General features: G+C 71.6%; 20 protein-coding genes. 7 read left to right on the top strand and 13 right to left on the bottom strand.

Annotated features, from left to right (window positions below):
• Nucleotides 1-38: 38 nt before the first annotated feature.
• The 6 genes from OG959_RS01005 to OG959_RS01030 all read right to left on the bottom strand — a co-directional run bounded on the left by OG959_RS01005 (nucleotide 39) and on the right by OG959_RS01030 (nucleotide 8,501).
• On the bottom strand, nucleotides 39-1,796 hold the full coding sequence (locus tag OG959_RS01005) for a cation:proton antiporter (RefSeq protein WP_326656050.1): 1,758 nt from the start codon (nucleotides 1,794-1,796) through the stop codon (nucleotides 39-41).
• A 54-nt stretch (nucleotides 1,797-1,850) separates the two neighbouring features.
• The gene (locus OG959_RS01010) at nucleotides 1,851-2,909 is read right to left on the bottom strand and encodes a cytochrome d ubiquinol oxidase subunit II (RefSeq protein WP_326656051.1); all 1,059 of its coding nucleotides are present in this window, start codon (nucleotides 2,907-2,909) and stop codon (nucleotides 1,851-1,853) included.
• Entirely contained in the window at nucleotides 2,906-4,366 is a 1,461-nt protein-coding gene (locus OG959_RS01015; protein ID WP_326656052.1) for a cytochrome ubiquinol oxidase subunit I, read from the bottom strand. Before OG959_RS01015 ends, OG959_RS01010 begins: the two co-directional genes overlap by 4 nt.
• 31 nt (nucleotides 4,367-4,397) lie before the next feature.
• Entirely contained in the window at nucleotides 4,398-5,240 is an 843-nt protein-coding gene (locus tag OG959_RS01020; protein ID WP_326656053.1) for an SDR family oxidoreductase, read from the bottom strand.
• A gap of 182 nt (nucleotides 5,241-5,422) precedes the next feature.
• Complete coding sequence (locus OG959_RS01025) at nucleotides 5,423-6,949, bottom strand: aldose epimerase family protein (RefSeq protein WP_326656054.1); 1,527 nt, start codon at nucleotides 6,947-6,949, stop codon at nucleotides 5,423-5,425.
• 103 nt (nucleotides 6,950-7,052) lie between these two features.
• The gene (locus tag OG959_RS01030; protein WP_326656055.1) at nucleotides 7,053-8,501 is read right to left on the bottom strand and encodes a dihydrolipoyl dehydrogenase family protein; all 1,449 of its coding nucleotides are present in this window, start codon (nucleotides 8,499-8,501) and stop codon (nucleotides 7,053-7,055) included.
• A gap of 115 nt (nucleotides 8,502-8,616) precedes the next feature.
• On the opposite strand from OG959_RS01030, the gene trxA reads away from it, so the two are divergent.
• The gene (trxA, locus tag OG959_RS01035) at nucleotides 8,617-8,988 is read left to right on the top strand and encodes a thioredoxin (RefSeq protein ID WP_326656056.1); all 372 of its coding nucleotides are present in this window, start codon (nucleotides 8,617-8,619) and stop codon (nucleotides 8,986-8,988) included.
• Here trxA and OG959_RS38600 read toward each other — a convergent pair.
• Together OG959_RS38600 and OG959_RS01045 are read right to left on the bottom strand one after the other, a co-directional pair.
• Nucleotides 8,919-9,545: a hypothetical protein gene (locus tag OG959_RS38600; protein WP_442805522.1), complete on the bottom strand. Its 627-nt coding sequence runs from the start codon at nucleotides 9,543-9,545 to the stop codon at nucleotides 8,919-8,921. The genes trxA and OG959_RS38600 overlap by 70 nt on opposite strands.
• 57 nt (nucleotides 9,546-9,602) lie before the next feature.
• Nucleotides 9,603-10,625, bottom strand: a complete 1,023-nt coding sequence (locus tag OG959_RS01045; RefSeq protein ID WP_326656057.1) for a LacI family DNA-binding transcriptional regulator — start codon at nucleotides 10,623-10,625, stop codon at nucleotides 9,603-9,605.
• A 179-nt stretch (nucleotides 10,626-10,804) separates the two neighbouring features.
• Here OG959_RS01045 and OG959_RS01050 point away from each other — a divergent pair, with 179 nt between their 5' ends.
• Complete coding sequence (locus tag OG959_RS01050) at nucleotides 10,805-11,272, top strand: type II toxin-antitoxin system PemK/MazF family toxin (RefSeq protein WP_326656058.1); 468 nt, start codon at nucleotides 10,805-10,807, stop codon at nucleotides 11,270-11,272.
• Nucleotides 11,273-11,385: 113 nt separating this feature from the next.
• On the opposite strand, the gene OG959_RS01055 is transcribed toward OG959_RS01050, so the two are convergent.
• On the bottom strand, nucleotides 11,386-12,228 hold the full coding sequence (locus tag OG959_RS01055) for a TIGR02452 family protein (protein WP_326656059.1): 843 nt from the start codon (nucleotides 12,226-12,228) through the stop codon (nucleotides 11,386-11,388).
• A 147-nt stretch (nucleotides 12,229-12,375) separates the two neighbouring features.
• On the opposite strand from OG959_RS01055, the gene egtA reads away from it, so the two are divergent.
• From egtA to egtD, 4 genes are read left to right on the top strand one after another with little or no spacing between them, the layout of a single operon-like run.
• Nucleotides 12,376-13,692: an ergothioneine biosynthesis glutamate--cysteine ligase EgtA gene (gene egtA / locus OG959_RS01060; protein WP_326656060.1), complete on the top strand. Its 1,317-nt coding sequence runs from the start codon at nucleotides 12,376-12,378 to the stop codon at nucleotides 13,690-13,692.
• On the top strand, nucleotides 13,689-15,038 hold the full coding sequence (gene egtB / locus OG959_RS01065; RefSeq protein ID WP_326656061.1) for an ergothioneine biosynthesis protein EgtB: 1,350 nt from the start codon (nucleotides 13,689-13,691) through the stop codon (nucleotides 15,036-15,038). The genes egtA and egtB overlap by 4 nt, the downstream gene beginning before the upstream one ends.
• Complete coding sequence (gene egtC, locus OG959_RS01070) at nucleotides 15,038-15,793, top strand: ergothioneine biosynthesis protein EgtC (RefSeq protein ID WP_326656062.1); 756 nt, start codon at nucleotides 15,038-15,040, stop codon at nucleotides 15,791-15,793. Before egtB ends, egtC begins: the two co-directional genes overlap by 1 nt.
• Nucleotides 15,790-16,752 carry an L-histidine N(alpha)-methyltransferase gene (gene egtD, locus OG959_RS01075; protein WP_326656063.1) on the top strand — a complete coding sequence of 321 codons (963 nt, stop codon included), beginning with the start codon at nucleotides 15,790-15,792 and terminating at the stop codon, nucleotides 16,750-16,752. The genes egtC and egtD overlap by 4 nt, the downstream gene beginning before the upstream one ends.
• Here the strand turns inward: egtD and OG959_RS01080 are convergent.
• From OG959_RS01080 to OG959_RS01090, 3 genes are all read right to left on the bottom strand, one after another.
• Nucleotides 16,695-17,540 carry a lysophospholipid acyltransferase family protein gene (locus OG959_RS01080; RefSeq protein WP_326656064.1) on the bottom strand — a complete coding sequence of 282 codons (846 nt, stop codon included), beginning with the start codon at nucleotides 17,538-17,540 and terminating at the stop codon, nucleotides 16,695-16,697. The genes egtD and OG959_RS01080 overlap by 58 nt on opposite strands.
• Complete coding sequence (locus tag OG959_RS01085; protein WP_326656065.1) at nucleotides 17,537-18,343, bottom strand: GNAT family N-acetyltransferase; 807 nt, start codon at nucleotides 18,341-18,343, stop codon at nucleotides 17,537-17,539. The genes OG959_RS01080 and OG959_RS01085 overlap by 4 nt, the downstream gene beginning before the upstream one ends.
• Nucleotides 18,344-18,577: 234 nt before the next feature.
• A complete protein-coding gene (locus tag OG959_RS01090; RefSeq protein WP_326656066.1) occupies nucleotides 18,578-19,834 on the bottom strand; it encodes an extracellular solute-binding protein in 1,257 nt (418 codons plus the stop codon).
• A 202-nt stretch (nucleotides 19,835-20,036) separates the two neighbouring features.
• Here OG959_RS01090 and OG959_RS01095 point away from each other — a divergent pair, with 202 nt between their 5' ends.
• Nucleotides 20,037-20,252 carry a dodecin gene (locus OG959_RS01095; protein WP_326656067.1) on the top strand — a complete coding sequence of 72 codons (216 nt, stop codon included), beginning with the start codon at nucleotides 20,037-20,039 and terminating at the stop codon, nucleotides 20,250-20,252.
• 15 nt (nucleotides 20,253-20,267) lie between these two features.
• Here OG959_RS01095 and OG959_RS01100 read toward each other — a convergent pair whose 3' ends face one another.
• Nucleotides 20,268-20,756, bottom strand: coding sequence for a phosphatase domain-containing protein (locus OG959_RS01100; protein WP_326656068.1), 489 nt, complete (start codon nucleotides 20,754-20,756; stop codon nucleotides 20,268-20,270).
• Between the last annotated feature and the right edge of the window lie 86 nt (nucleotides 20,757-20,842).

Genomic DNA, 20,842 nt, shown 5'->3' on the forward strand with positions numbered 1-20,842 from the left:
CCGGGGAAGATCCGGCCGGGGGTGGGTCCGGACCACGCTCAGGACGTCGTCAGCAGCACCACGCTGTCGCCTTCTCCCGGCTTCACCCGGCGCCTTTCGGTGACGGGTTCCAGCCGCATGTCCGCATGGACCACGAAGAGGATCTCGCTCCCTGGCGGCAACGGCGTGGAAGCCGGCTGGACCAGGAACCGCGCGCCCGCCTCGTACCGCGCGGCGAGCGTGTGACGTACGAGCGACCGGCCGAACAGGATGTCCCCGCCCGTGTAGGGCGCCACGACTCCGTGGCTGTCCTCGGGAGGGCCCACCCGGTAGACGGGGCCGTCGACGCTGTCCTGCATCATGACCGAGGCCAGGGCGTTGAAGTCGTCGTCGTCCGTGGCCAGGAACACCGCCGTCACCCCTTCAAGACGGGCGCCCGGGTTGGTGGCCGTCGCCAGCAGCCGCCCTGTGGCGAGTGCGATGCCGGCGTCCGTGATCCGCCGGCGTTCCTCAGCGAGGCCCGCCCACATCAGGAGGTCGAGGCCGGCCGATCGCAGGTTCCTGCCCAGGTCCACCACCCACGGCTCGCCGCCCACCAGCAGGATCCGTGTCCCGGCCGGTTTGACGATGCCCAGCATCCTGGCGACCGGGGCCGCGCTCAGGGAGTACAGAAGGACCGTGCCGACGATCACGAGGAACGTGACGGGAAGGATTCTGGCGGCCCCGTCGACTCCTCTGTCGACGAGGTTCGCCGAGAACGCGGTGGCCGTGGCCGCCGCGACGATGCCGCGTGGTGCCATCCATCCGACGAACGCCCGCTCGCCCGCGCTCAGTCCGGTGCCCATCGTCGACAGGTACGCGACGAGAGGACGGACCACGAGCACGAGGATGGCGAGGAGGCCCAGGGAGGGGAGGAGGACCGGCACGAGGGAGGCCGGAGTGATCGTGGAGGAGATCGAGACGAACAGCAGCCCGATGATCAGTTGCGCCATCGTCTCGAAGAACGGGCGACGCGCGGGCATGTCGAACTGACTGATGTTGGTGACGGCGAGCCCGGTGACGATGGCGGCGATGAGACCGGTGTCCTCCCGGACGATGTCGCAGACCGCGGACACGGCGATCACGGTGGCCAGCTGGGCCAGGGTGCCGAGCGTCTCGCCGAGGCGCAGCGTGCGCAGCGCCAGCCACAGGAGTGCCGTGCCGATGGCACCGCCGATCAGGCCCACGGCCATGCTGAGGGCGAACTGGCCCAGCTGGTATCCCCGGCCGATGTCGACCCTGTGCGTGGTGGCGATCGCGTGGAAGACCAGCGCTCCCAGGATGGCGCCGACCGGGTCGGTCAGGGTCCCTTCCCAGATGAGGATGCGGCGCACCTTGTCGGTGGGGCGTACGAAGTCGAGGATCGGGCCCACCACGGTGGGTCCGGAGACGACGAGGATCACCCCGAGCATGGACGCCACCCTGAGCGGCATGTCGAACATCGCGGGTGCCACGGCGGAGGTGACCAGGAACGTGATGAGCACACCGAGCAGGAGCAGTCTCCCCACGGTCCACCGTGTGCGGCCGGTGAGTTTCCGCAGGTTGAGTCCGAGTCCCGCGTCGTAGAGGATCACCGCGACGGACATCGACACCAGGGCGGAGAAGTTCTGCCCCATCAAACGGTCGGGGTGGATGACATCCGTCAGGGCGCCTGCGGTGAATCCCGCCGGCAGCAGGATGATCAGGGCCGGCACGCGCAGCCTGCTCGCCAGGATCTGTGAGCCGGTGGCGAGGACGACGGTGAGTGCGAGCCCGAGGAGGATCTCTTCGTCTGTCACAGCAACTCCCTTCGGTGGAATCCTGGCTTGGAGGAAACGGGCCGTACCCGGTCATCAGGTGGTTCCGGGCCTGCCGCCGTCCCCGGGGTCGCCGCCCTGCCCCAGGTCGGCCCCGGTGAGTTCTTCGAGGTCGCCCCTGCTGTCGAGCCAGTACAGGAAGACGACGGCCGGCACCACGATCACCAGCGCGACAAGGGTGACGAACGCCAGCCAGGTCAGCGTGGAAGACGCACCGGCGCCCTCGGCGACCGTCATCGACGTCGGGAGGAGGTACGGACGCTGGGCCAGTCCCCAGGCGATGACCGCGCAGGCGACAACTCCGACTGCCGGGGCACGTGCGTAGCGTCCCCCCTCCCGCACGAGCAGTACCGCTGTGAGGAGGGAAGCCGCTCCGGCGGCGATACCGACCGCCAGTCCCGCCCCGTGGGTGAGGCCGTGCCATACGTGCGGTGCGTCCTCGCTCGTGACGAACAGGGTGGTCACCACCAGCACCACGACAACGCCAAGGCTCAGCAGCCCGCGCCGCCGGAAGTAGGTGATCAGGTCGGGTGCGTCGAAGCGGCGGGCATCGCCCGTCAGGAACACGGCACCCAGGAACGCCGCCGCGGCGACGGCGAGCAGGCCGAACATGATCGAGGTGGGGTTGGCCCAGGCGTCCGCCGATGCCTCCGTTCCGGGCTTCACACGGCCGGAGGCAACGCCTCCGGCGGCGGCGCCCAGGAAGAACGGTGTCACGAGCGAGGCCAGGGCGAACACCGCGCCGTACAGGCGCCGGTCCGCCAGCCGGTGGACGACCTTGCGGAAGGCGAAGCCCGCGCCGCGCAGGACCAGGCCCACGGCAGCCAGCGCGAGAGGCAGCCACATCGCGGAGAACACGGTCTGGAAGAAGGTCGGGAAACCGGTCCACATGATGACGAAGACGAAGATCAGCCAGACGTTGTTGACTTCCCACACGGGTGCCATCGCGTGGTCGATGAGCCATCGGGGCCGCCTGCCGCGTTCCGCGCCTCCCGCGGTCAGGTCCCAGAATCCGGCGCCGTAGTCGGTACCGCCCGCGCAGGTGTACGCGGCGATGGCCAGCAGCAGCACCACGGCGATCAGGTCGGCTGTCACGGCCGGTCACCCCGGGAGGGGGTGACGCCGTCACCCGTGGGGACAGCCGGCCGGGGTCCGTAGGGACCGTCTGCCTCCGGCTCATCCGCCGGACGCCCCGCGGACCGTGCGTCGGCGAGCCTCCATCGAGTACGCAGCTTGAGCAGGACGGCGAGGAGTGAGCCGAAGACGAACAGGTAGACGACGATCACGAGGCCGAGCATGGTCCACAGGGCGGACGAGTGCGTGGCGGTGACCGCCTCGGCCACGCGCATGTTCTGGTAGACGATCCAGGGCTGGCGCCCCACCTCGGTCGCAATCCACCCGCACTCGACGGCCACCACCGAGGCCGGCCCCGCGCAGGCCGCACCGAGGTAGAACCACTTGGACGCGGGAAGCCTGCGGTGCCGCAGCCAGACCAGGCCGTACCAGAGCGCGAGGAGCACCAGTGCGGAGCCGATGAGGACCATGATGTCGAAGGCCCAGTGCGCGATCGTCGCCTGAACGGCTGTCGGCCGCTGGTCCGGCGGTACGGAGGTCAGGCCGACCACCTCGGTGTCCGGGCTGAAGCCGGCGAGGAAGGAGTCGAGCAACGGGATCTTGATGCCGCCGGAAATGGAGCCGTCGGAGTGCAGGCGGCCGAAGAGGTACTCCGGTACGCGGGTGTCGGTCTTCCAGACGACCTCCATGGCCGCGAACTTGACCGGCTGTTTGTGGAACACCGACCGGGCGATGGAGTCGCCCAGGACGAACTGCACCGGAGTCGCCACCGCGGCGATGGTGAAGGGAACGGTGAAGCCGAGCCGGTGGTAGCGGTCGCGGCGTCCCTTCAGCCGGCCGACCGCGTAGACGCCGGCCACCATGTAGCCCGCGGTCAGCAGTATCGCCACGACGAAGTGCCAGTACTGCGGCCCGAACATCGGCGTGAAGATCGCCTTCCAGATGTTCACGTCCACGGGATTGCCCCGGGCATCGAGGGAGAAGCCTCTCGGCGTGTTCATCCAGGAGTTGGCCGCCAGGATGCCGAATGCCCCGAGCAGCGCCGCGGCCGGAAGCGGCAGCCCGAGCAGGAAGTGTGTCCGGGGCTTCAGCCGCCGCCACCCGTAGAGGTAGATCGCGATAAGGACGGCTTCGAGGAAGAACGCCCATGCCTCCACCCCGAAACCGATCCCGAAGACATCGCCCCACCTGCCCATCATCCCCGGCCAGAGCAGACCGAATTCGAAGGAGAGCACGGTGCCGGTGACGACGCCGACGGCGAACTGAACCGCCATCACCGCCGACCAGCGGCGCGCCAGCAGCAGGGCCGTCGCGTCGTTGTGGCGAAGCCCGCGATAGTGCATGACCAGGGTGATCAGTGGCAGGGCCACGCCCAGGGGGACCAGGATGATGTGGGAGGCCAAGGTGAAGGCCATGAGTTCCCGGGCCGGCAGGAGTTGATCCGGTGCGCTCGCCAGGAGATGGGCCGAGGGGTGCATGTCCGCCTTCGCTGTTCGGGACCTGCGAAGGTCAGCCGCCGGTGGCGAAACCGGGGAAGAGCGTCATGCCGCCGTCGACGTAGAGCGTCGTCCCCACCACGTAGTCCATGAGGTCGGACGCGAGCACGACGACGGCGTGGGCGATGTCCTCGGGGTCCCCGATCCGGTCGTAGGGGATCAGACGCAGGAGATCCTCCCGGGCTTCCGGGGTCTCCCAGGCGCTGCGGTTGATGGGGGTTCTGATCGCCCCGGGGGCGACCGCGTTCACCCGGATCTTCTCCGGTGCGAGTTCCTGGGCCAGGGTCTGCATCATCATCTGCACGCCGCCCTTGGACGACGCGTAGTTCACGTGCCCCGCCCAGGGGATGACCTGGTGCACCGAGCTCATGCAGATGATCTTCCCGGCCGCCCGGGACACCTCGGGGACCACTCCACGCCGGCGGAACTCCTTGGCCGCCTCACGTGCGCACAGGAACTGGCCGGTGAGGTTGACGTCGAGCACCTTCTGCCACTGGGCGAGCGTCATCTCGGTGAACCGGGCATCACGCTGCATACCGGCGTTGGCGACGAGGATGTCGAGGGTTCCGAAATCCTGGACCGTTCGATCCACCATCGCGGTCACCTGGGTCTCCTGCGACACATCGGCCTCGTGGGCCACCGCGCGCACGCCGAACGAGGAGATTTCCCGGACCACTTCCTCGGCGGCCTCGCGGCCGCTCACGTAGTTGACCACCACGTCGGCCCCGGCCCGGCCGAGTCCGAGGGCGGTGGCCTTGCCGATGCCCGAATTGGCGCCCGTCACCAGTGCGGTCTGGCCCTTCAGCAGGCCGGCGGGCAGAGCACTCGCCCGTGCCGCATCGCCGTGGGAATCCATGATGTCTCTGTCTCCTCGCCGGCCCGCTCCGGTACGGCCGGCTTCCGGCCGGCAGGCAGGCGCGGTTCAGGCAATCACCACCTGAACGCGGCGGCGGCTCCGGCGGGCCGCTGTTGGGCCATTGGGCGCAGCGGCCTCCCCCGGCCGGCTCAATCGCCGCAGCACGCGAGCGGCTCAGGCGTTCACGTGGCCCGCCATGCCGTGATCCCCCACCGGAGGACATGGGTGTCCCCCTTCTCCAGTACCTGGACACCGAGGCCACTGCGAAAGGAGTCCGGCGGGCATGACATGGGCTCCACCGCGACGCCCCGGCGGCGTTCGGCCTCGGGCAGCGTGTCGCCCGTGTAGATCTGTACGTACCGGGTGCCTTCGCCCAGCCGGACATCGACGCCGTGAGTCCCCGAGGGGTGCGCCAGGCGTACGACCGCCACATCCTCGTCGCCACGGTCGAGCGCGAAAGCCGTGTCCAGCTGTCGGGAGCCGATGGGGCGGGCCGTACGGAAGTCGAAGTCCGTTCCTCCGACGGGCTCCCGGCCGACCGGCAGGCCCCGGTGGTCGGTGAGGAAGCGCTCCCGCGCGGGCACCGTCAGCAGGGCCGTGTCGACCGTACCGGCACCGAGCGTGAGATACGGGTGCTGTCCGACGCCGTAAGGAGCGGCTCCGTCCCCCACGTTGGTCGCGCGGACCGTGACATCCAGGCCTTCGGGCCCCAGCCGGTACTCGGCGGTCACGTCCAGCGAGAAGGGGTAGCCCGGCTGCGGGCGGATGACACCGGCCAGCCGCAGCGATTCCTCGCTCCGTGCCTGGAGGCGCCACGGGACCCACCGGAGCAGCCCGTGGATCGCGTTGCCCTTCTCCGGTTCGGTGAGCGGGAGTTGCAGGTCGGACCCGCCGAACCGGTAGCGGCCGTCGCCGATGCGGTTGGGCCAGGGGACGAGAATCTGGCCCCGTCCTCCGGTGATGGGCGCGTCGGAGGCGAAGCCGTCCAGCACCGGACGGCCGTCGACCTCGTAGTGGCGCAGGGCGGCGCCCAGTTGCACCACGACGGCCTGCTGCCCCCGCCAGGTCAGGGTCCACCGGTCGCCTGTCGGGCTCGCGGGAACCACCTCAGAGGGCAGGCCTTCGCCGGGAGGCTCACCTGCCGGCCGGCCACGGACGGCGGACGGGCGCAGCAGCGAGGCGAGCGCGTCCACGATCGCTCCGGGCGGCCGGTCGATCTCCGCCACCATCGGATGCTCGTCCGGTTCCGGTTCCTCGAAGTCGGCGATCTGGCTGTCCAGCAGGCCTGCCGGGAAGAAGTGGTCCTGTCTGCCGGTCAGCCGCGACGCGATCAGTTCCGGTGTGCCATGCAGGTACACCAGCCGCATCCCGGGTCTTCCGCGCAGCAGCCGGTCGCGATAGGCGCGCTTGAGAGCGGAACAGGTCACGACCGCCCGCAGGTCCGTGGCGCTCGCGTGGTCGAGCCAGGCGGCGATGGCGTCCAGCCAGGGCTCGCGGTCGGTGTCGGTGAGCGCCTGTCCGGCCGCCATCGCGGCGCGGGCGGCCGGGGAGTGGAAGTCGTCCGCGTCCCGGTAGGACCAGCCGAGCCGTTCGGCGAGAAGCCGGCCCACCGTCGTCTTGCCCGAGCCCGACACTCCGACGACCAGCACCAGGTTCACCGACGGTTCAAAGGCGTCGGCGTGGGCGGCATCCGTCGGCATGCCGGACATCAGAGCCTCCTTGGCCGGTCCACGGCCGCGGGCCGGCCAACGGCTGCGCCGGTCCCGACGGGCACCCGGGCACGCACCGGCGTGCGGGGCGGCCGCACGTGGTTCACGATCCCCCGTCCCGGTACGTCTCCAGCAGACGGAGCCAGATCTCGCTGATCGTCGGGTACGCGGGCACCGCGTGCCAGAGGCGGTCGAGGGGGACCTCTCCCGCGACCGCGATGGTCGCCGAGTGCAGCAGCTCACCGATGCCCGGGCCGACGAAGGTGACCCCCAGCAGGATCTCCCGGTCCAGGTCGACGATCATGCGCGCCCGGCCCCGGTAACCGTCCGCGTACAGGCCGGAGCCGGCCACCGAGGCGAGGTCGTAGTCGACGGCCCGGACGCGATGGCCGGCCTGTTCCGCCTCGGCGAGGGTGAGGCCGACCGAGGCGGCCTCCGGGTCGGTGAAGACGACCTGCGGGACGGCCGCGTGATCGGCGGTGGCGGCGTGGGCGCCCCAACGGTCGGTCTCCAGGATGGGGACGCCCTGGGCGCGCGCGGCGATGGCCGCGCCGGCGATACGGGCCTGGTACTTGCCCTGGTGGGTCAGGAGCGCCCGGTGGTTGACGTCGCCGACGGCGTAGAGCCAGGGGATGCCCTCGACCTGGCAGCTGTCGTCGACGGTGAGCCAGGAGCCCGGCTCCAGGCCGACCGTCTCCAGGCCCAGGTCATCGGTGCGCGGGGCGCGGCCGGTGGCGAAGAGGATTTCGTCCGCCTCGATCTGCTCGCCGTCGTCGAGCGTGACGGTGACCGGTCCGTCCGGTGCGGAGCGCTGCACGGAGGTGGCCGAGACACCCGTACGGATGTCGGCCTCCGCGTCGGTCAGCGCTTCGGCGACGAGCTCGCCGGCGAAGGGCTCCATGCGGGGCAGCAGTCCCTTGCCGCGGACCAGCATGGTGATCTCGGCTCCCAGGGCGCCCCAGACGGTGGCCATCTCCACGCCGACCACTCCCCCGCCCACGACGACGAGACGGCGGGGTACCTCCTTGGCGCTCGTCGCCTCCCGGCTGGTCCAGGGGCGGGCCCCGTCGATGCCCGGCAGGTCGGGGACGACGGCCCGGCTGCCCGTGCAGACGGCCACCGCGTGCCGGGCCGTGAGCCGGCGCTCCGTGCCGTCGGGCGCCGTGACGGTGACCGCCTTCGGGCCCGTCAGCCGGCCGTGGCCCCGGTAGATGCCGACTCCGACCCCCTCCAGCCAGGCGGCCTGGCCGTCGTCCTTCCAGTGCGAGGCGTACGTGTCGCGGTGCGCGAGCACGGCGGCGGTGTCGAGCGGGCCCTGGACGGCTGCGGCGAGGCCCGGGACGCGGCGGGCGTCCGCGCGGGCGACGACGGGACGCAGCAGGGCCTTGCTCGGCATGCAGGCCCAGTACGAGCACTCGCCGCCGATGAGCTCGGACTCCACGATCGCGGCGCTCAGCCCGGCGGCCCGGGCGCGGTCGGCCACGTTCTCACCCACCGGACCGGCACCGATGACCACGACGTCGTACGCAACAGGCTCCACAGCTTGTGTCATGGGCCCATTCTGGTCATGGGTGTGCGAGGCGGCCACATGGGCAGGCGGAATAGCGCAAGCACAGGCACCGTTGTCCCGGACACGTCGATACGGGCACAGGAAGAGGTAGCAGAACATGAGCACCGTAGAGCTCACCAAGGAAAACTTCGATCAGGTCGTCAGTGACAACGAGTTCGTCCTGATCGACTTCTGGGCTTCCTGGTGCGGCCCGTGCCGGCAGTTCGCGCCGGTCTACGACTCGGCGTCCGAGCGTCACGCGGACCTGGTCTTCGCCAAGGTCGACACGGAGGCGCAGCAGGAGCTGGCGGCGGCCTTCGAGATCCGGTCGATCCCCACGCTGATGATCGTCCGGGACAACGTGGCCGTCTTCTCACAGCCGGGCGCGCTGCCCGAGGCGGCGCTGGAGGACGTGATCGGTCAGGCCAGGAAGCTGGACATGGACGAGGTCCGCAAGTCCGTCGAGGACCAGCAGAAGGAGCAGAAGTAGGCTCCCGCGCGCGCAGGCGTCAGGGCCCGGCCGGTGACGGCCGGGCCCTGAGGGCCCTTGTGCCGGGAGTCCGGCGGCTTCAGCCGTCCGTGTCGCGCTCCGAGACGCGGACCGAGAGCCCCGTAGTCCAGTTCGGAACCGTCGATCAGCAGGGCCTGGACGGTGTGCGTCGCGGGGTCGATGTCCGCCACCATTCCCTCGCCGGCATACCGCGGGTAACCCGACTCGCCCGTCTCCCCCGTGGCGGTCACGACCGCCGAGCGGATGGCCGCGCCCGGCCGGGGGCTCCCGACGGCGTGGCTGCCGGAGTTCTCCGCCACCACGTCCTCGGTCTCCTGGTCCTCGGCGGCCGTGTCGTTCGCGTCCTGCGCTTCCTGCGTGTCCCGCGCTTCCTTCTTGTCCTTCGCGTTCCCCGTGTCCTGATGCCCGGCGGCCGCGTCGCCGGTACCGGAATCGCCGGCGCCGGAGGCCTTCGACCCGGCTCCCTGGTCCGCCGTGCCCTTGGCATCCGTGAACGCGGGGACCAGCAGGATCTCGTAACTCTGCGGATGACTCATGGTCATGACGCTAGGCAAGGGGCGTCCGCCGCGCATGTCGCCGCGCTGGCGGCCGGTTCAGCTGGACTCGCGGTGGACGGTCCGGGCCCGCAGCAGGTCGTGCCGTTCCGGCTCCGTCCCGGGGTGCCGCACCAGCCGGTCGACGAGGTCGGCCAGCGGCTCCACCGTGGCCAGTTCCATCCGTACGCTGCTGAGCCTGGGCCTCAGCAGCCTGCCCAGCATCGAGTCGTCCGCGCCGACCACCGCGGTGTCCTCGGGCACCGTGATCCCGGCGTCCTGGAGGGCCCGCATCAGCAGCATCGCGTAGGCGTCGTCGTACGCGAACACGGCGTCCAGGCCGAGTGTGCTCCAGCGGGCGGCCAAGGCGGCCGCCGACTCCTCCGTGTAGTGCAGCGGGACCTCCTCGACCCGGGCCGGGCCGGCCGCGGCGGCCCGCCGGGCACCGGCCAGTCTGGGGCCGGCGAACAGGGCGGGACCGGCTTCCGCCGGCATCACCACGCCGATCCGGCGCCGGCCGCGCTCCAGCAGGTGCCGGACGGCGCTGGCGCCCACCTCCCGCTGATCCGTGATCAGCGCGTGGGCGCCGGGAACCGGTTGCGGTCCGAGGGTGATCACCGCTTTCGCCCCGGAGCGCCTGAGGACGGCGATGCCCTGCGGGGCGAGGGGGACCGAACCGGGGGCGATGACGGCCACGGGCCGCAGTTCGGCCCAGGCGCGGGCGGCGTCGTCCGGGTCGAGGCCGATGGAGCCGTACTGGACGACGGTGTAGTCGAGGCGTCGCAGGCCGGATTCCAGCCCGTGCAGGAAGCGGTGGTGGAGCGGCGTGGAGGAAAGGTGCGCGGTCGGCAGGAGCACCATGCGCGAGTGTCCGGCGCGCAGGCTCCGGGCGGCCGCATGCGGTACGTAGCCGAGTTCGGTGGCGGCCTCCCGCACCCGGCGGCGGGTCGGATCGCTGATCCTGACGGCCGTGTTGTTGTTCAGCACGTAGGACACGGTGGCCCGTGAGACGCCCGCCAGCCGCGCCACGTCGGCGCTGGTCGGGACGGGGCCTTCGGCGGGCTGCTCGGTTAACTGACTCATGGCGTCGGGCAGTCTTCCAGACCCGTTCGGCACGGGAACGCGCCGGGGCCCTGACCGGGTGTCAGCCTCGGGTCGAGGTCCGGACCGCGGCCGGAAGCAAGGGGTTACGGGCCGCTGTCCGCGGCCCGTACGGCGGACCCGCTCCACGCGAGGGGCCGTGCAGGTCCTACGGTGTTGCGATGACCATCCAGCACCGCAGCGACAGCAATGACGGCACGGCCGCCTTCCCCGGCCAGGCCGGCCCCACCGCCACCTCCCAGGCCGACCCGCACGACGTGGGCCCGGTCCGCACCTCGTACGCCCCCGACCGCGACGGCGACCCCGATCCCGGCGAGATCGTCTGGACCTGGGTGCCGTTCGAGGAGAACGACGGGCGCGGCAAGGACCGTCCGGTTCTCGTGGTCGCCCGTGAGGCGGCGGGAACGCTGCTCGCCGTACAGCTGTCCAGCAAGCAGCACGACCAGGACCGGGAATGGGTGGCACTGGGAGCGGGCCCCTGGGACAGCTCGGGCCGTCCGTCGTGGGTCGACCTGGACCGGGTGCTGCGGGTGCACGAGGACGGCATGCGGCGTGAGGCGTGCGCACTGGACCGGGACAGGTTCGACCTGGTCGTCGGGCGGATGCGGGAGCGTTACGGCTGGCGCTGAGCGGCGTCCGCGCCCGTCACGGCCGCGGCTCGTCGGTGCGGACGTGGCGGGCGCGCCGACCCGAACGGTCCAGCCACGACGTGCCCGCTGACGTCGAACCCTATGGCTCAACGTCAGCCTGAGGGTTGGCCTTCGGCGGCGAACGCACGGTCGAACGCGGCCCTGGTGGGCGAAGCGGCGTTGCGGTCGAGGATGCCGAAGACGATCTGCTCGAAGTGGCCCGCGAAACGGCCGTCGCCGGTGAGCAGGGCGCCGAAGGCCCCTGCCACCTCCGCCGGGTCGTTCAGGAACACGCCGCATCCCCAGGCCCCCAGCACCAGCCTGCGGTAGCCCCGTACCGCCGCGACCTCCAGCACCCTCTCGGCGCGCGAGGCGAGCGCGGCGGGGATGAGGTGGGCCGACTCCGGGGCCCGGCTGCGGATCACTCCCGCGTTGGGTGCGGGCGAGGTGAGGAATCCCGCCGTGTAGGGGGTGTCCAGCAGCCGGCCGCGATCGTCCCGGAAGACGGGCACGCCCGGTGAGTGGATGACCCGGTCGGTGTAGAAGGCGCTGCGTTCGGCCCGGTGGTGGGCGTAGTACTCGGGGGCCCGCAGCAGCGTCGCGTACAGGGCGGAGCCGCGGCACAGGGCCTCCTCCTGCGCCTGCGCCCCGTTGAGATAGCCGCCGCCCGGATTGCGGGCGGAGGCGTAGTTCAGGACGGCGACCTTTCCCGGTCCCTCGCCGGTCATCCGGGCGGCTGCCTGCAGGCTGCTCTCGCCGGTGACCTCGATGCGCGGGGTCCGGTTCCCGTCCAGGGCAGCGACGTGCAGCGGCTCGGGGCCGAACAGCCCGGTACCCGAGAGGGCGGCGGTCAGCGCACGCTCGATGCTGACCTCGCGGCCCTGTGGTGTGCGGTAGTGACCGGCCTCGACGATGGTCTCGGTCTCCCGCGCGATGGCGCGCAGCCGGGCGCTCACCGACCCTCCCCCTTATGGTGCATACGGGGCATCGTGAACGACCCCACGGCATGGACGCAAGTGAATTTCCGTCGCACAGGGGCACCCTTGTGCGAACTCCCGGCAGGGGTTTGGGTAGGACGGTCGCACCGGAACAGGAGGCCCGGCATGTCAACCGACACACCTGGCGAACACGGTCCGCCCGGACAGGCCACGCCCCTCGGCGAGGGCGAGGCGGAGGATTTACTGCGCTGTATCTGCTTCAAGACAGGACCGCCCCGCATCGTGGGGGTCGAGCTCGAATGGCTCCTCCACGATCGCGACCGGCCCCACGTGCCCGTCGCGCACGACCGTCTCGACGCGGCCGCGAAGGCCGTCGGGGCGCTGCCCCTGAACGCGGCGCTCACCTTCGAACCCGGCGGCCAGCTGGAGCTCAGCTCGCGCCCCGCCGACTCGCTCATGGCCTGCGTCAACGACTCGGCCGCCGATCTCGTCGCCGTACGCGACACGCTGGGCCGGCTGGGCCTGGTCTTGGCCGGGTTCGGCGTCGACCCCTGGCATCCGCCGCGCCGGCTGCTGCACCAGCCGCGCTACGACGCCATGGAGATCGCGCTCGACCGGTCGGGCCCTGCGGGCCGCGCCATGATGTGCACGACCGCTTCCGTCCAGGTCTGTCTGGACGCCGGAGAGGAGGAGCCGGGACCGCTCGGATACGGGCGGCGCTGGCAGCTGTCCCATCTGCTGGGCGCGGTCCTGGTGGCCGCGTTCGCCAACTCGCCGTTCCGGCTGGGGAAGCCGGCGCCGTGGCGCTCGACGCGCCAGTCGCTGTGGGCCGACCTGGATCCGCTGCGCACCCTGGCCCCGGCCGGGCAGCTGCCGCCCCGGGACGCCTGGGCCTCCCATGTGCTCGACACGCCCGTGCTGTGCATCAGGGGCGACGCGGGGCCCTGGGCCGTGCCCGAGGGGCTCACCTTCCGTGACTGGATCCGCCGCGGGGAACCGCGACGCCCTGTCCGGGCCGATCTGGACTACCACATCACCACGCTGTTCCCGCCGGTACGCCCGCGCGGACATCTGGAGCTGCGCATGATCGACGCGCAGCCCGGCGACGACGGCTGGCTCGTCCCGCTCGCCGTCACCACGGCTCTGTTCGACGATCCGGAGGCCGCCGAGACCGTGTACCGCACCGTCAAACCCCTGGCCGAGACGGCGGGCCCGCTGGCCGCGCCGCGCAATCCGCTCTGGGCCGGGGCCGCCCGCGACGGGCTGACCGATCCGGAGCTGCGGACGGCGGCGGTCGCCTGCTTCGACCTCGCGCTGGAGGCGCTGCCGCGCAGGGGAGCGACGGAGACGGTGCTGGAGGCGGTGGCCGGCTTCCGGGACCGCTATGTCGCACGGGGCCGATGTCCGGCCGACGACCTGCGGGATCTGCTCACCACGGACCGGCACCTCGGTCCGGTCCACCCGAAGGGGACCCTCTCATGACCGACTCCCCCGCACCTTCGCCGTACGGCCCGCAGAACCCGCTCGCGCAGGATCCCGAGGTGCTCCGGGAGCGCGCGCTCGCCGCGCTGCTCACCGCCCGCGAGCGGACCGGAATCCTGACCGACAGCGTGGACGACCACGAACTCGCCGCGCAGCACTCCCCGTTGATGTCGCCCCTGGTCTGGGACCTCGCGCACATCGGCAACCAGGAAGAGCTGTGGCTGCTGCGCGGCGTCGCGGGCCGCGAGGCCATGCGCCCGGAGATCGACGGCCTCTACGACGCGTTCGAGCACCCCCGGGCCACCCGGCCCTCCCTGCCGCTGCTGGCGCCCGCCGAGGCCCGCTCCTACGCCTCGGAGGTACGCGGCCGGGCCCTGGACGTCCTGGAGTCGACACCCCTGGGCGACCGGCCGCTGGTGCGGTCCGGCTTCGTCTTCGGGATGATCGCCCAGCACGAACAGCAGCACGACGAGACCATGCTGATCACACATCAGCTGCGCTCGGGCCCGGCCGTGCTGACTGCTCCGGAACCGCCACGTGCGGCCGGCGCGGCCGCCTTGGCACCGGAAGTCCTGGTCCCCGGCGGCCCGTTCACCATGGGAACGTCGACCGAGCCGTGGGCACTCGACAACGAACGGCCCGCGCACCGGCGCGAGGTGCCCGGCTTCTTCATCGACACCGCGCCGGTGACCTGCGGCGCCTACCGGGCGTTCATCGAGGCCGGCGGCTACACAGAGCGGCGATGGTGGCAGCCCGAGGGATGGGCGATGGTGCGTGAGCACGAACTGACGGCCCCGCTGTTCTGGCACCGGGACGCCGGGCAGTGGCTGCGCCGCCGCTTCGGGGTGACCGAGCCGGTCCCGGCGGACGAGCCGGTGCTGCACGTCAGCTGGTACGAGGCGGACGCGTACGCCCGCTGGGCCGGCCGCAGACTGCCCTCCGAGGCGGAGTGGGAGAAGGCGGCCCGCCACGATCCCGCGTCCGGGCGCTCCCGGCGCTATCCGTGGGGCGACGAGGACCCGACACCGGAGCGCGCCAATCTCGGACAGCGTCATCTGCGTCCCGCACCGGCGGGGGCGTACGCGGCCGGGCGCGCTCCCTCGGGCGCCGGGCAGTTGATCGGCGACGTGTGGGAGTGGACGTCCAGCGACTTCCTGCCGTATCCGGGCTTCGCGCCGTTCCCGTACCGCGAGTACTCGGAGGTGTTCTTCGGCCCGGAGCACAAGGTGCTGCGCGGCGGCTCCTTCGCGGTGGACGCGGTGGCGTGCCGGGGGACGTTCCGCAACTGGGACCTTCCGGTGCGGCGGCAGATCTTCTCCGGCTTCCGTACCGCCAGGGATATGTGATGTGCCGTCATATTGCGTATGTAGGACCGCCGATACCTCTGGGTGTCGTGCTGGCCCAGCCGGTCCACTCGCTGGTGCGGCAGTCCTGGGAGCCGCGCCGGCAGCGGTACGGGACCGTCAACGCGGACGGTTTCGGTGTCGGCTGGTACGCGGACGGGGACCCGGTGCCGGGACGGTACCGCCGCCAGGGGCCCGTCTGGGGCGACCAGACGTTCGCCGATCTGGCCCGGGTGGTGCGCAGCGGCGCGCTGCTCGCCGCGGTCCGGGACGCCACCGAGGCGGACCCGGACAGCGAGGCCGCGGCCGCGCCGTTCCGCAGCGGTGATGTGCTCTTCAGCCACAACGGCGCGGTGAAGGGCTGGCCGGGATCCGTGGCACCGCTGGCCGCGGCGTTGCCTGCGGCCGAGTTGCTCCGCCTCACCGCCCGCTGTGACTCCGCGCTGGTGTGGGCCCTGGTCCAGCACCGGCTGACGGCGGGCGACGCGCTCCCGGACGCGGTTGCCGGCGCGGTGCAGGAGGTGGCCGGGGCGGCGCCCGGGTCCCGGCTCAACCTGCTGCTCACCGACGGCCGCACCATCGTGGCGACGGCGTGGGGCGACACCCTCTGGTACCTGGCCGAGCCCGGCAGGCACGCGGTCGTCGCCTCGGAGCCGTACGACGACGATCCGCGCTGGCAGGAAGCCCCCGACCGCACACTGCTGACCGCGACCCGCGCCGAAGTTCTGCTGACCACGCTCAAGGAGCCCACCCAGTGAGTCCCTTTCTGCTGACCCGTACCCTGCCGGTGGACGCGACGGACGCGGCGCTGCGCGCCGATGTGCTGCACGGTCTGACCCGGCAACCGAAGACGCTGCCGCCCAAGTGGTTCTACGACGCCCGCGGCAGTGAGCTGTTCGAGGAGATCACCCGGCTGCCCGAGTACTACCCGACGCGCGCGGAGCGGGAGATCCTGATCGACCGGGCGGCCGAGATCGCGGCCGCGGCCGGTGCCCGGACGCTCGTGGAGCTGGGGTCGGGTTCCTCGGAGAAGACCCGGCACCTGCTGGACGCGCTCGCGGACCTGCACAGTTACGTTCCGGTCGACGTGAGCGAGAGCGCGCTGCGCGGTGCGGCGGACGTCCTCCTCAAGGAGCGTCCTGAGCTGTCGGTGCACGCGCTGATCGCCGACTTCACCGCGGAGCTGTCACTGCCGGACACACCGGGCCCCCGGCTGGTGGCCTTCCTCGGCGGCACCATCGGCAATCTGCTGCCCGCCGAGCGGGCCGCGTTCCTGTCGTCGGTGCGGTCGATGCTGTCCCCCGGTGACACGTTGCTGCTGGGGACGGATCTGGTGAAGGACGAGAAGGTGCTGGTCGCGGCGTACGACGACGCGGCCGGAGTGACGGCCGCGTTCAACCGGAACGTCCTGTCGGTCGTCGACCGGGAGCTGGGTGCGGATTTCGCGCCGGAGGACTTCGACCATGTGGCCCGGTGGAACCCGCGACAGGAGTGGATCGAGATGCGGTTGCGGGCCCGCCGGGCGCTCACGGTGAAGATCCCGGAACTGGATCTGCTGGTGCCGTTCGAGGACGGTGAGGAGATGCGGACGGAGGTGTCGGCGAAGTTCCGCAAGGACGGTGTGCGCGAGGAACTCGCCGCTGCGGACCTTCGGCTGAGTCAGTGGTGGACCGACTCGGCAGGCAGGTTCGCACTGTCGCTGGCCACCGTGGACTGAGCCAGCACGGCCAGTGCGCGGCGGCCCCGGACGCTGCCCGCCGGGATCGGCGGCAGGACGTGGATCTCGGCGGTCAGCCCGGCCGCCCGCACCACCCGCCACAGGGAGGCGGCCAGCGGATCGTCCCCCACGAACGCGGCGGCTCCCGCCCGGGCCCGGCGCCCCGCGGGGGTGTCGAAGTAGCGGATGCGCACCGGCTGGACGGCGGCTCCCGCATCGAGCGCCGACTGGAAGGCGGCCGGCCGGAACGGGCCGCCGGTCCCGCGGCCGCACCAGGTGCTGCCTTCCGGGAAGACCACGACGCGCGCCCCGGTCCGCAGCGCCGATGCCAGGGCGTGCACGGTGGTGGGCAGGGCCCGCAGCCGTTCGCGCTCGACGAAGAGGGTGCCGCCGAGCGCGGCCAGCGGCCCGAGCAGCGGCCAGTGCCTGATGTCGCTCTTGGCCAGCATCCGGCCCGGGCACACGGCCGCGACCAGGGGGATGTCCAGCCAGGAGACGTGGTTGGCGACGACCAGGACCCCCGGCCCGCCCCGGAGGGCGTCCGGCCGGCCGACGACGCGCACCCGGATCCCGAAGGCACGCACCACCCCGTACGCCCAGCCCCGGGTCAGCCGCTCCCGGGCGGCCCGGCCCAGGAGCAGCGCGAGCGGGGTGCACAGCGCGCCGGTCAGGGTGAGCGCGCAGCCGGTGAGCAGCAGGACCGTCGCCGTGAGCGGGTGCCGGGCGGGGCCGTCGTGGGTGGCGCAGCGGGGCGGGGTGCAGGGCGAGACGGGCAGCCAGGCGCTCACTGCTGAGGGGCGAGCGAGAGGAAGTGGCGCAGGTAGCGGGGGTCGGTGGCGCGGAGCGAGAGCAGGACGTACAGGTCGGCGACGTTGAACTCGGGGTCGTGGGCGGGTGCCCCGCAGACCCGGGCGCCGAGGCGCAGGTAGCCGCGCAGCAGGGGCGGGAGCGAGGAGAGCCCGCCGGGGCCGTCCGGGAGCCCGGCCGGGGGCTGCCACAGGCGGTGCGGCGCGACCCAGTAGTCCTCGGGCGCCAGGTGCTTCGTCCGTACGGTCGCCCAGGCCCGGGCCGCCGCCGTCCCGCCGTCGGAGAGCGGGATCGAGCAGCAGCCGGCCAGCCAGTTGTGCCCGCTGCGCTCCATGTAGCGGGCGAGGCCGGCCCAGATGAGGGCGATGACGGCGCCGTCGCGGTGGGCCGGGTGGACGCAGGAACGGCCGACCTCGACCAGGTCGTCCCGGACCGGTTCGAGCTGGGTGAGGTCGAACTCGCTCTCGGCGTAGAGGCGTCCGGCGATGCGGGCGCGTTCGGGCGGCAGCAGCCGGTACGTGGCGACGATCTCGCCGGTCGTCGTCTCGCGGACCAGGAGGTGGTCGCAGTACGCGTCGAAGGCATCGCTGTCCAGACCCGGTTCGGGTCCGTCCAGCCGGGCGCCGAACTCGGCGGAGAAGACCTGGTGGCGCAGGCGCTGGGCGGAGCGTATCTCCGCCTGGTCCACGGCGAGGGAGACCCGGTAGCGCGGCGGGGCGGCGGGGTCGGGCCGCTGTACCGGGGCGGACGGGGCGAGGGGGGATGCGGTGGGCAGCACATGCATGACGGACTCCGGGGACGGGTCGGCAGGGGCGGCTGCCGGGCCTTCGCGCGGCCGCGAGGACCCGGACACTCCTACTTCTTCCGTGACCGGCTGGATTCGACGTGTCCGCCATGGGGAGCGGGGATGTGCGACGGCTGAATCCCGTGCTGCGCGACGGCCCCGCGCTGCGCGACGGCCCCGGCGTCTCCCCCGCTCCCCCGCGCTCCCCCGCGAGGCCGTGCGACGGCCTCTCGATCAGCTGCCCGCGAGCAGCGCGGTGATCTTCTCGGACGCGGTCTTCGCCTCGGTCGCCGGGTCCCCGCCCTGGAGGACCGCCGTCATGTACGGCTTGATCGGGTTGGCGGCCTCGACGGCGGCCCACTGCGACGAGTTGGGGGTCGCGTGGCCCCGTGCGGCGCCCGCGGCCATCGCGGCGGTGCTCTCCTCGCCCTCGATGACGTGGGCCAGGGTGGTCTTGTTGGGCACGTAGCTCATGGCCTTGGCGAGTTCCTCCTGCCATTTCGCCCCGGCCAGGGCCTTGATGACCTCGAATCCGGCACTGCGCTGGTCCGCCTTCTGCGGAATGATCAGGTCGGAGCCGCCGGTGAATACGGAACCGGGTGCCTTCGCGGTCTTGCCGGGGATCGGGAAGTAGCCCAGCTTTCCCTTGAGTTCCGGGTTCGCCTTCTCGATCAGGGTCGCGGTGCTGGGGGTGGAGATGATCTGCGCGACATCACCCTTGGCGAACACATCGCTCTGCGGGGGCTTTTCCTCGTCCGCGTCCTTGGGGCCGTTGCCCAGCGCCTGGAGTTCGGAATAGAAGTCCATGCCCTTCAGCGCCGCCGGAGTGCCGAGTTGGCCCTGCCAGTCCCCGCCCTTGTCATCGGCGAGTTCCCCGCCCTCGTCCCAGATGAATCCGGCGAGCACGTACCAGTTCTGGCCCGGCAGATACATGCCCTGGTTGCCGTTCCGGTTCAGCTTTTCGCTGTCCTCGATCCACTGGTCGCGCGTCTTCGGCGGGCTCTTGATCCCCGCCTCCTCGAACAGGTCCTTGTTGTAGATCACCACCCGGTTGGCCGCGTACCAGGGGATTCCGTACTGGACGCCGGCGATGCTGCCCGGCTCTGCGAGGCCGGGGAGCCAGTCCTCGCTGCCCAGGTCCCGCATGGACTCCAGGGTGAGGTCTCGCAGGTTGCCGCTCTCCGCGTACTGGGCGACCTGGGTGTTGCCGACCTCGATGACGTCCGGGGTGTCCTTGCCGCCCAGCGCTTCGAGAACCTTCGGCCCGATTCCGCTCCAGCTCTGAATCTTGAACTCCAGTTCGATCGAGGAGTGCTCGTCCTCGTACGACTCCTTGAAGCGGTCCAGGAAGTCGCTGGTGACGCTGTCCTTCATCAGCCAGATGGTGACCTTCTTGCCGCCCGGACCACTCGAGCCCGGGATCATTCCGCACCCGCCCAGCGCGACAGTGGATATCAGGGCAATGGCTCCGACGAGCATGCGGTTCTTCACGGGGGTCACCTTCTGCGAAACGGCAGGACAGACTTGCGGACCCGGTGTGGGGGACTGCGGGCTGCGCTCGCACGGGCGTGGCTGGATTTTGGTATGGACCAATCCTTTGGTCAAGGGCGGTTCCGGACAGACCGGCGCCCCGCGATCTCTCGCGAACCTCACCGAGGTGGGGCACCTTGGTAGAGGCGAGAGGAGACACACCATGCCAAACCACACGTATCGCGTCACGGAGATCGTAGGAACCTCCCATGACGGCGTCGACGCGGCAATCCGCAACGGCGTCGCAAGGGCTTCCGAAACGTTGCACAATCTCGACTGGTTCGAGATCACCCAGGTGCGCGGACAGATCAAAGATGGCCGGATCGAGCACTACCAGGTCGGCCTGAAAGTGGGCTTCCGGCTCGACGACCCGGAGTGACGGCTCCGGCCCCGGTCAGGTACGCCCCTCGCGCTCCTGCGCGTCCCTCAGGGTGGGCGAGGCGATCGCCCAGCGGGCGCGTACCACCGTGAAACCGGCCAGTTCGGCGGCGTCGCAGACCAGCTCGTCGTCGTCCACCAGCATCCGCACCGCGCGGTCCCGGCCAAGCCGTCGCAGGGTCTCCAGTTTGGTCCTGCGGGCCGGCCGCCGGTCGTCGTTGCGCCGCATGTGGAGCGGCCCCTCGGGCAGCCCCTGCCGGGCCAGCCAGGCCACGGTGTCCTTCCGGCAGCGCTCCGGCCTCCCCGTGAGGTAGACGACCTCGCAGTCCCCGGCGCTGCTCACTGCGAGCCGCACACCTTCGGGCAGCGGCTGATCGGCGGGGGCGGCCGCGAAGAATCCGGCCCAGTCGCGCCGGGGGCCCTCCAGGAAGTGCTGGCGGTGGGCGGTGTCCGCGAGGGTCCCGTCCAGGTCGAACACGGCCAGCGGCCTGTCGTCGTCTCTCATGGGCTCAGCAAACCAAGGGATGGCGCCGGTCCACCACACGGCGTTCCGGGACGCGCGGCCCGGAACCTAGAATGGAACCGTTTGTC

The sequence above is a fragment of the Streptomyces sp. NBC_00385 genome (genome assembly GCF_035917155.1).
GTDB lineage: Bacteria > Actinomycetota > Actinomycetes > Streptomycetales > Streptomycetaceae > Streptomyces > Streptomyces poriferorum.

Excerpts from the sequence above, each read along its gene's own strand:
- OG959_RS01015 (WP_326656052.1), bottom strand. The coding sequence starts at position 4,366 with ATGCACCCCTCGGCCCATCTCCTGGCGAGCGCACCGGATCAACTCCTG.
- OG959_RS01020 (WP_326656053.1), bottom strand. The coding sequence starts at position 5,240 with ATGGATTCCCACGGCGATGCGGCACGGGCGAGTGCTCTGCCCGCCGGC.
- OG959_RS01025 (WP_326656054.1), bottom strand. The coding sequence starts at position 6,949 with ATGTCCGGCATGCCGACGGATGCCGCCCACGCCGACGCCTTTGAACCG.
- OG959_RS01030 (WP_326656055.1), bottom strand. The coding sequence starts at position 8,501 with ATGACACAAGCTGTGGAGCCTGTTGCGTACGACGTCGTGGTCATCGGT.
- trxA (WP_326656056.1), top strand. The coding sequence starts at position 8,617 with ATGAGCACCGTAGAGCTCACCAAGGAAAACTTCGATCAGGTCGTCAGT.
- OG959_RS38600 (WP_442805522.1), bottom strand. The coding sequence starts at position 9,545 with ATGAGTCATCCGCAGAGTTACGAGATCCTGCTGGTCCCCGCGTTCACG.
- OG959_RS01045 (WP_326656057.1), bottom strand. The coding sequence starts at position 10,625 with ATGAGTCAGTTAACCGAGCAGCCCGCCGAAGGCCCCGTCCCGACCAGC.
- OG959_RS01050 (WP_326656058.1), top strand. The coding sequence starts at position 10,805 with ATGACCATCCAGCACCGCAGCGACAGCAATGACGGCACGGCCGCCTTC.
- egtA (WP_326656060.1), top strand. The coding sequence starts at position 12,376 with ATGTCAACCGACACACCTGGCGAACACGGTCCGCCCGGACAGGCCACG.
- egtB (WP_326656061.1), top strand. The coding sequence starts at position 13,689 with ATGACCGACTCCCCCGCACCTTCGCCGTACGGCCCGCAGAACCCGCTC.
- egtC (WP_326656062.1), top strand. The coding sequence starts at position 15,038 with ATGTGCCGTCATATTGCGTATGTAGGACCGCCGATACCTCTGGGTGTC.
- OG959_RS01085 (WP_326656065.1), bottom strand. The coding sequence starts at position 18,343 with ATGCATGTGCTGCCCACCGCATCCCCCCTCGCCCCGTCCGCCCCGGTA.
- OG959_RS01095 (WP_326656067.1), top strand. The coding sequence starts at position 20,037 with ATGCCAAACCACACGTATCGCGTCACGGAGATCGTAGGAACCTCCCAT.
- OG959_RS01100 (WP_326656068.1), bottom strand. The coding sequence starts at position 20,756 with ATGAGAGACGACGACAGGCCGCTGGCCGTGTTCGACCTGGACGGGACC.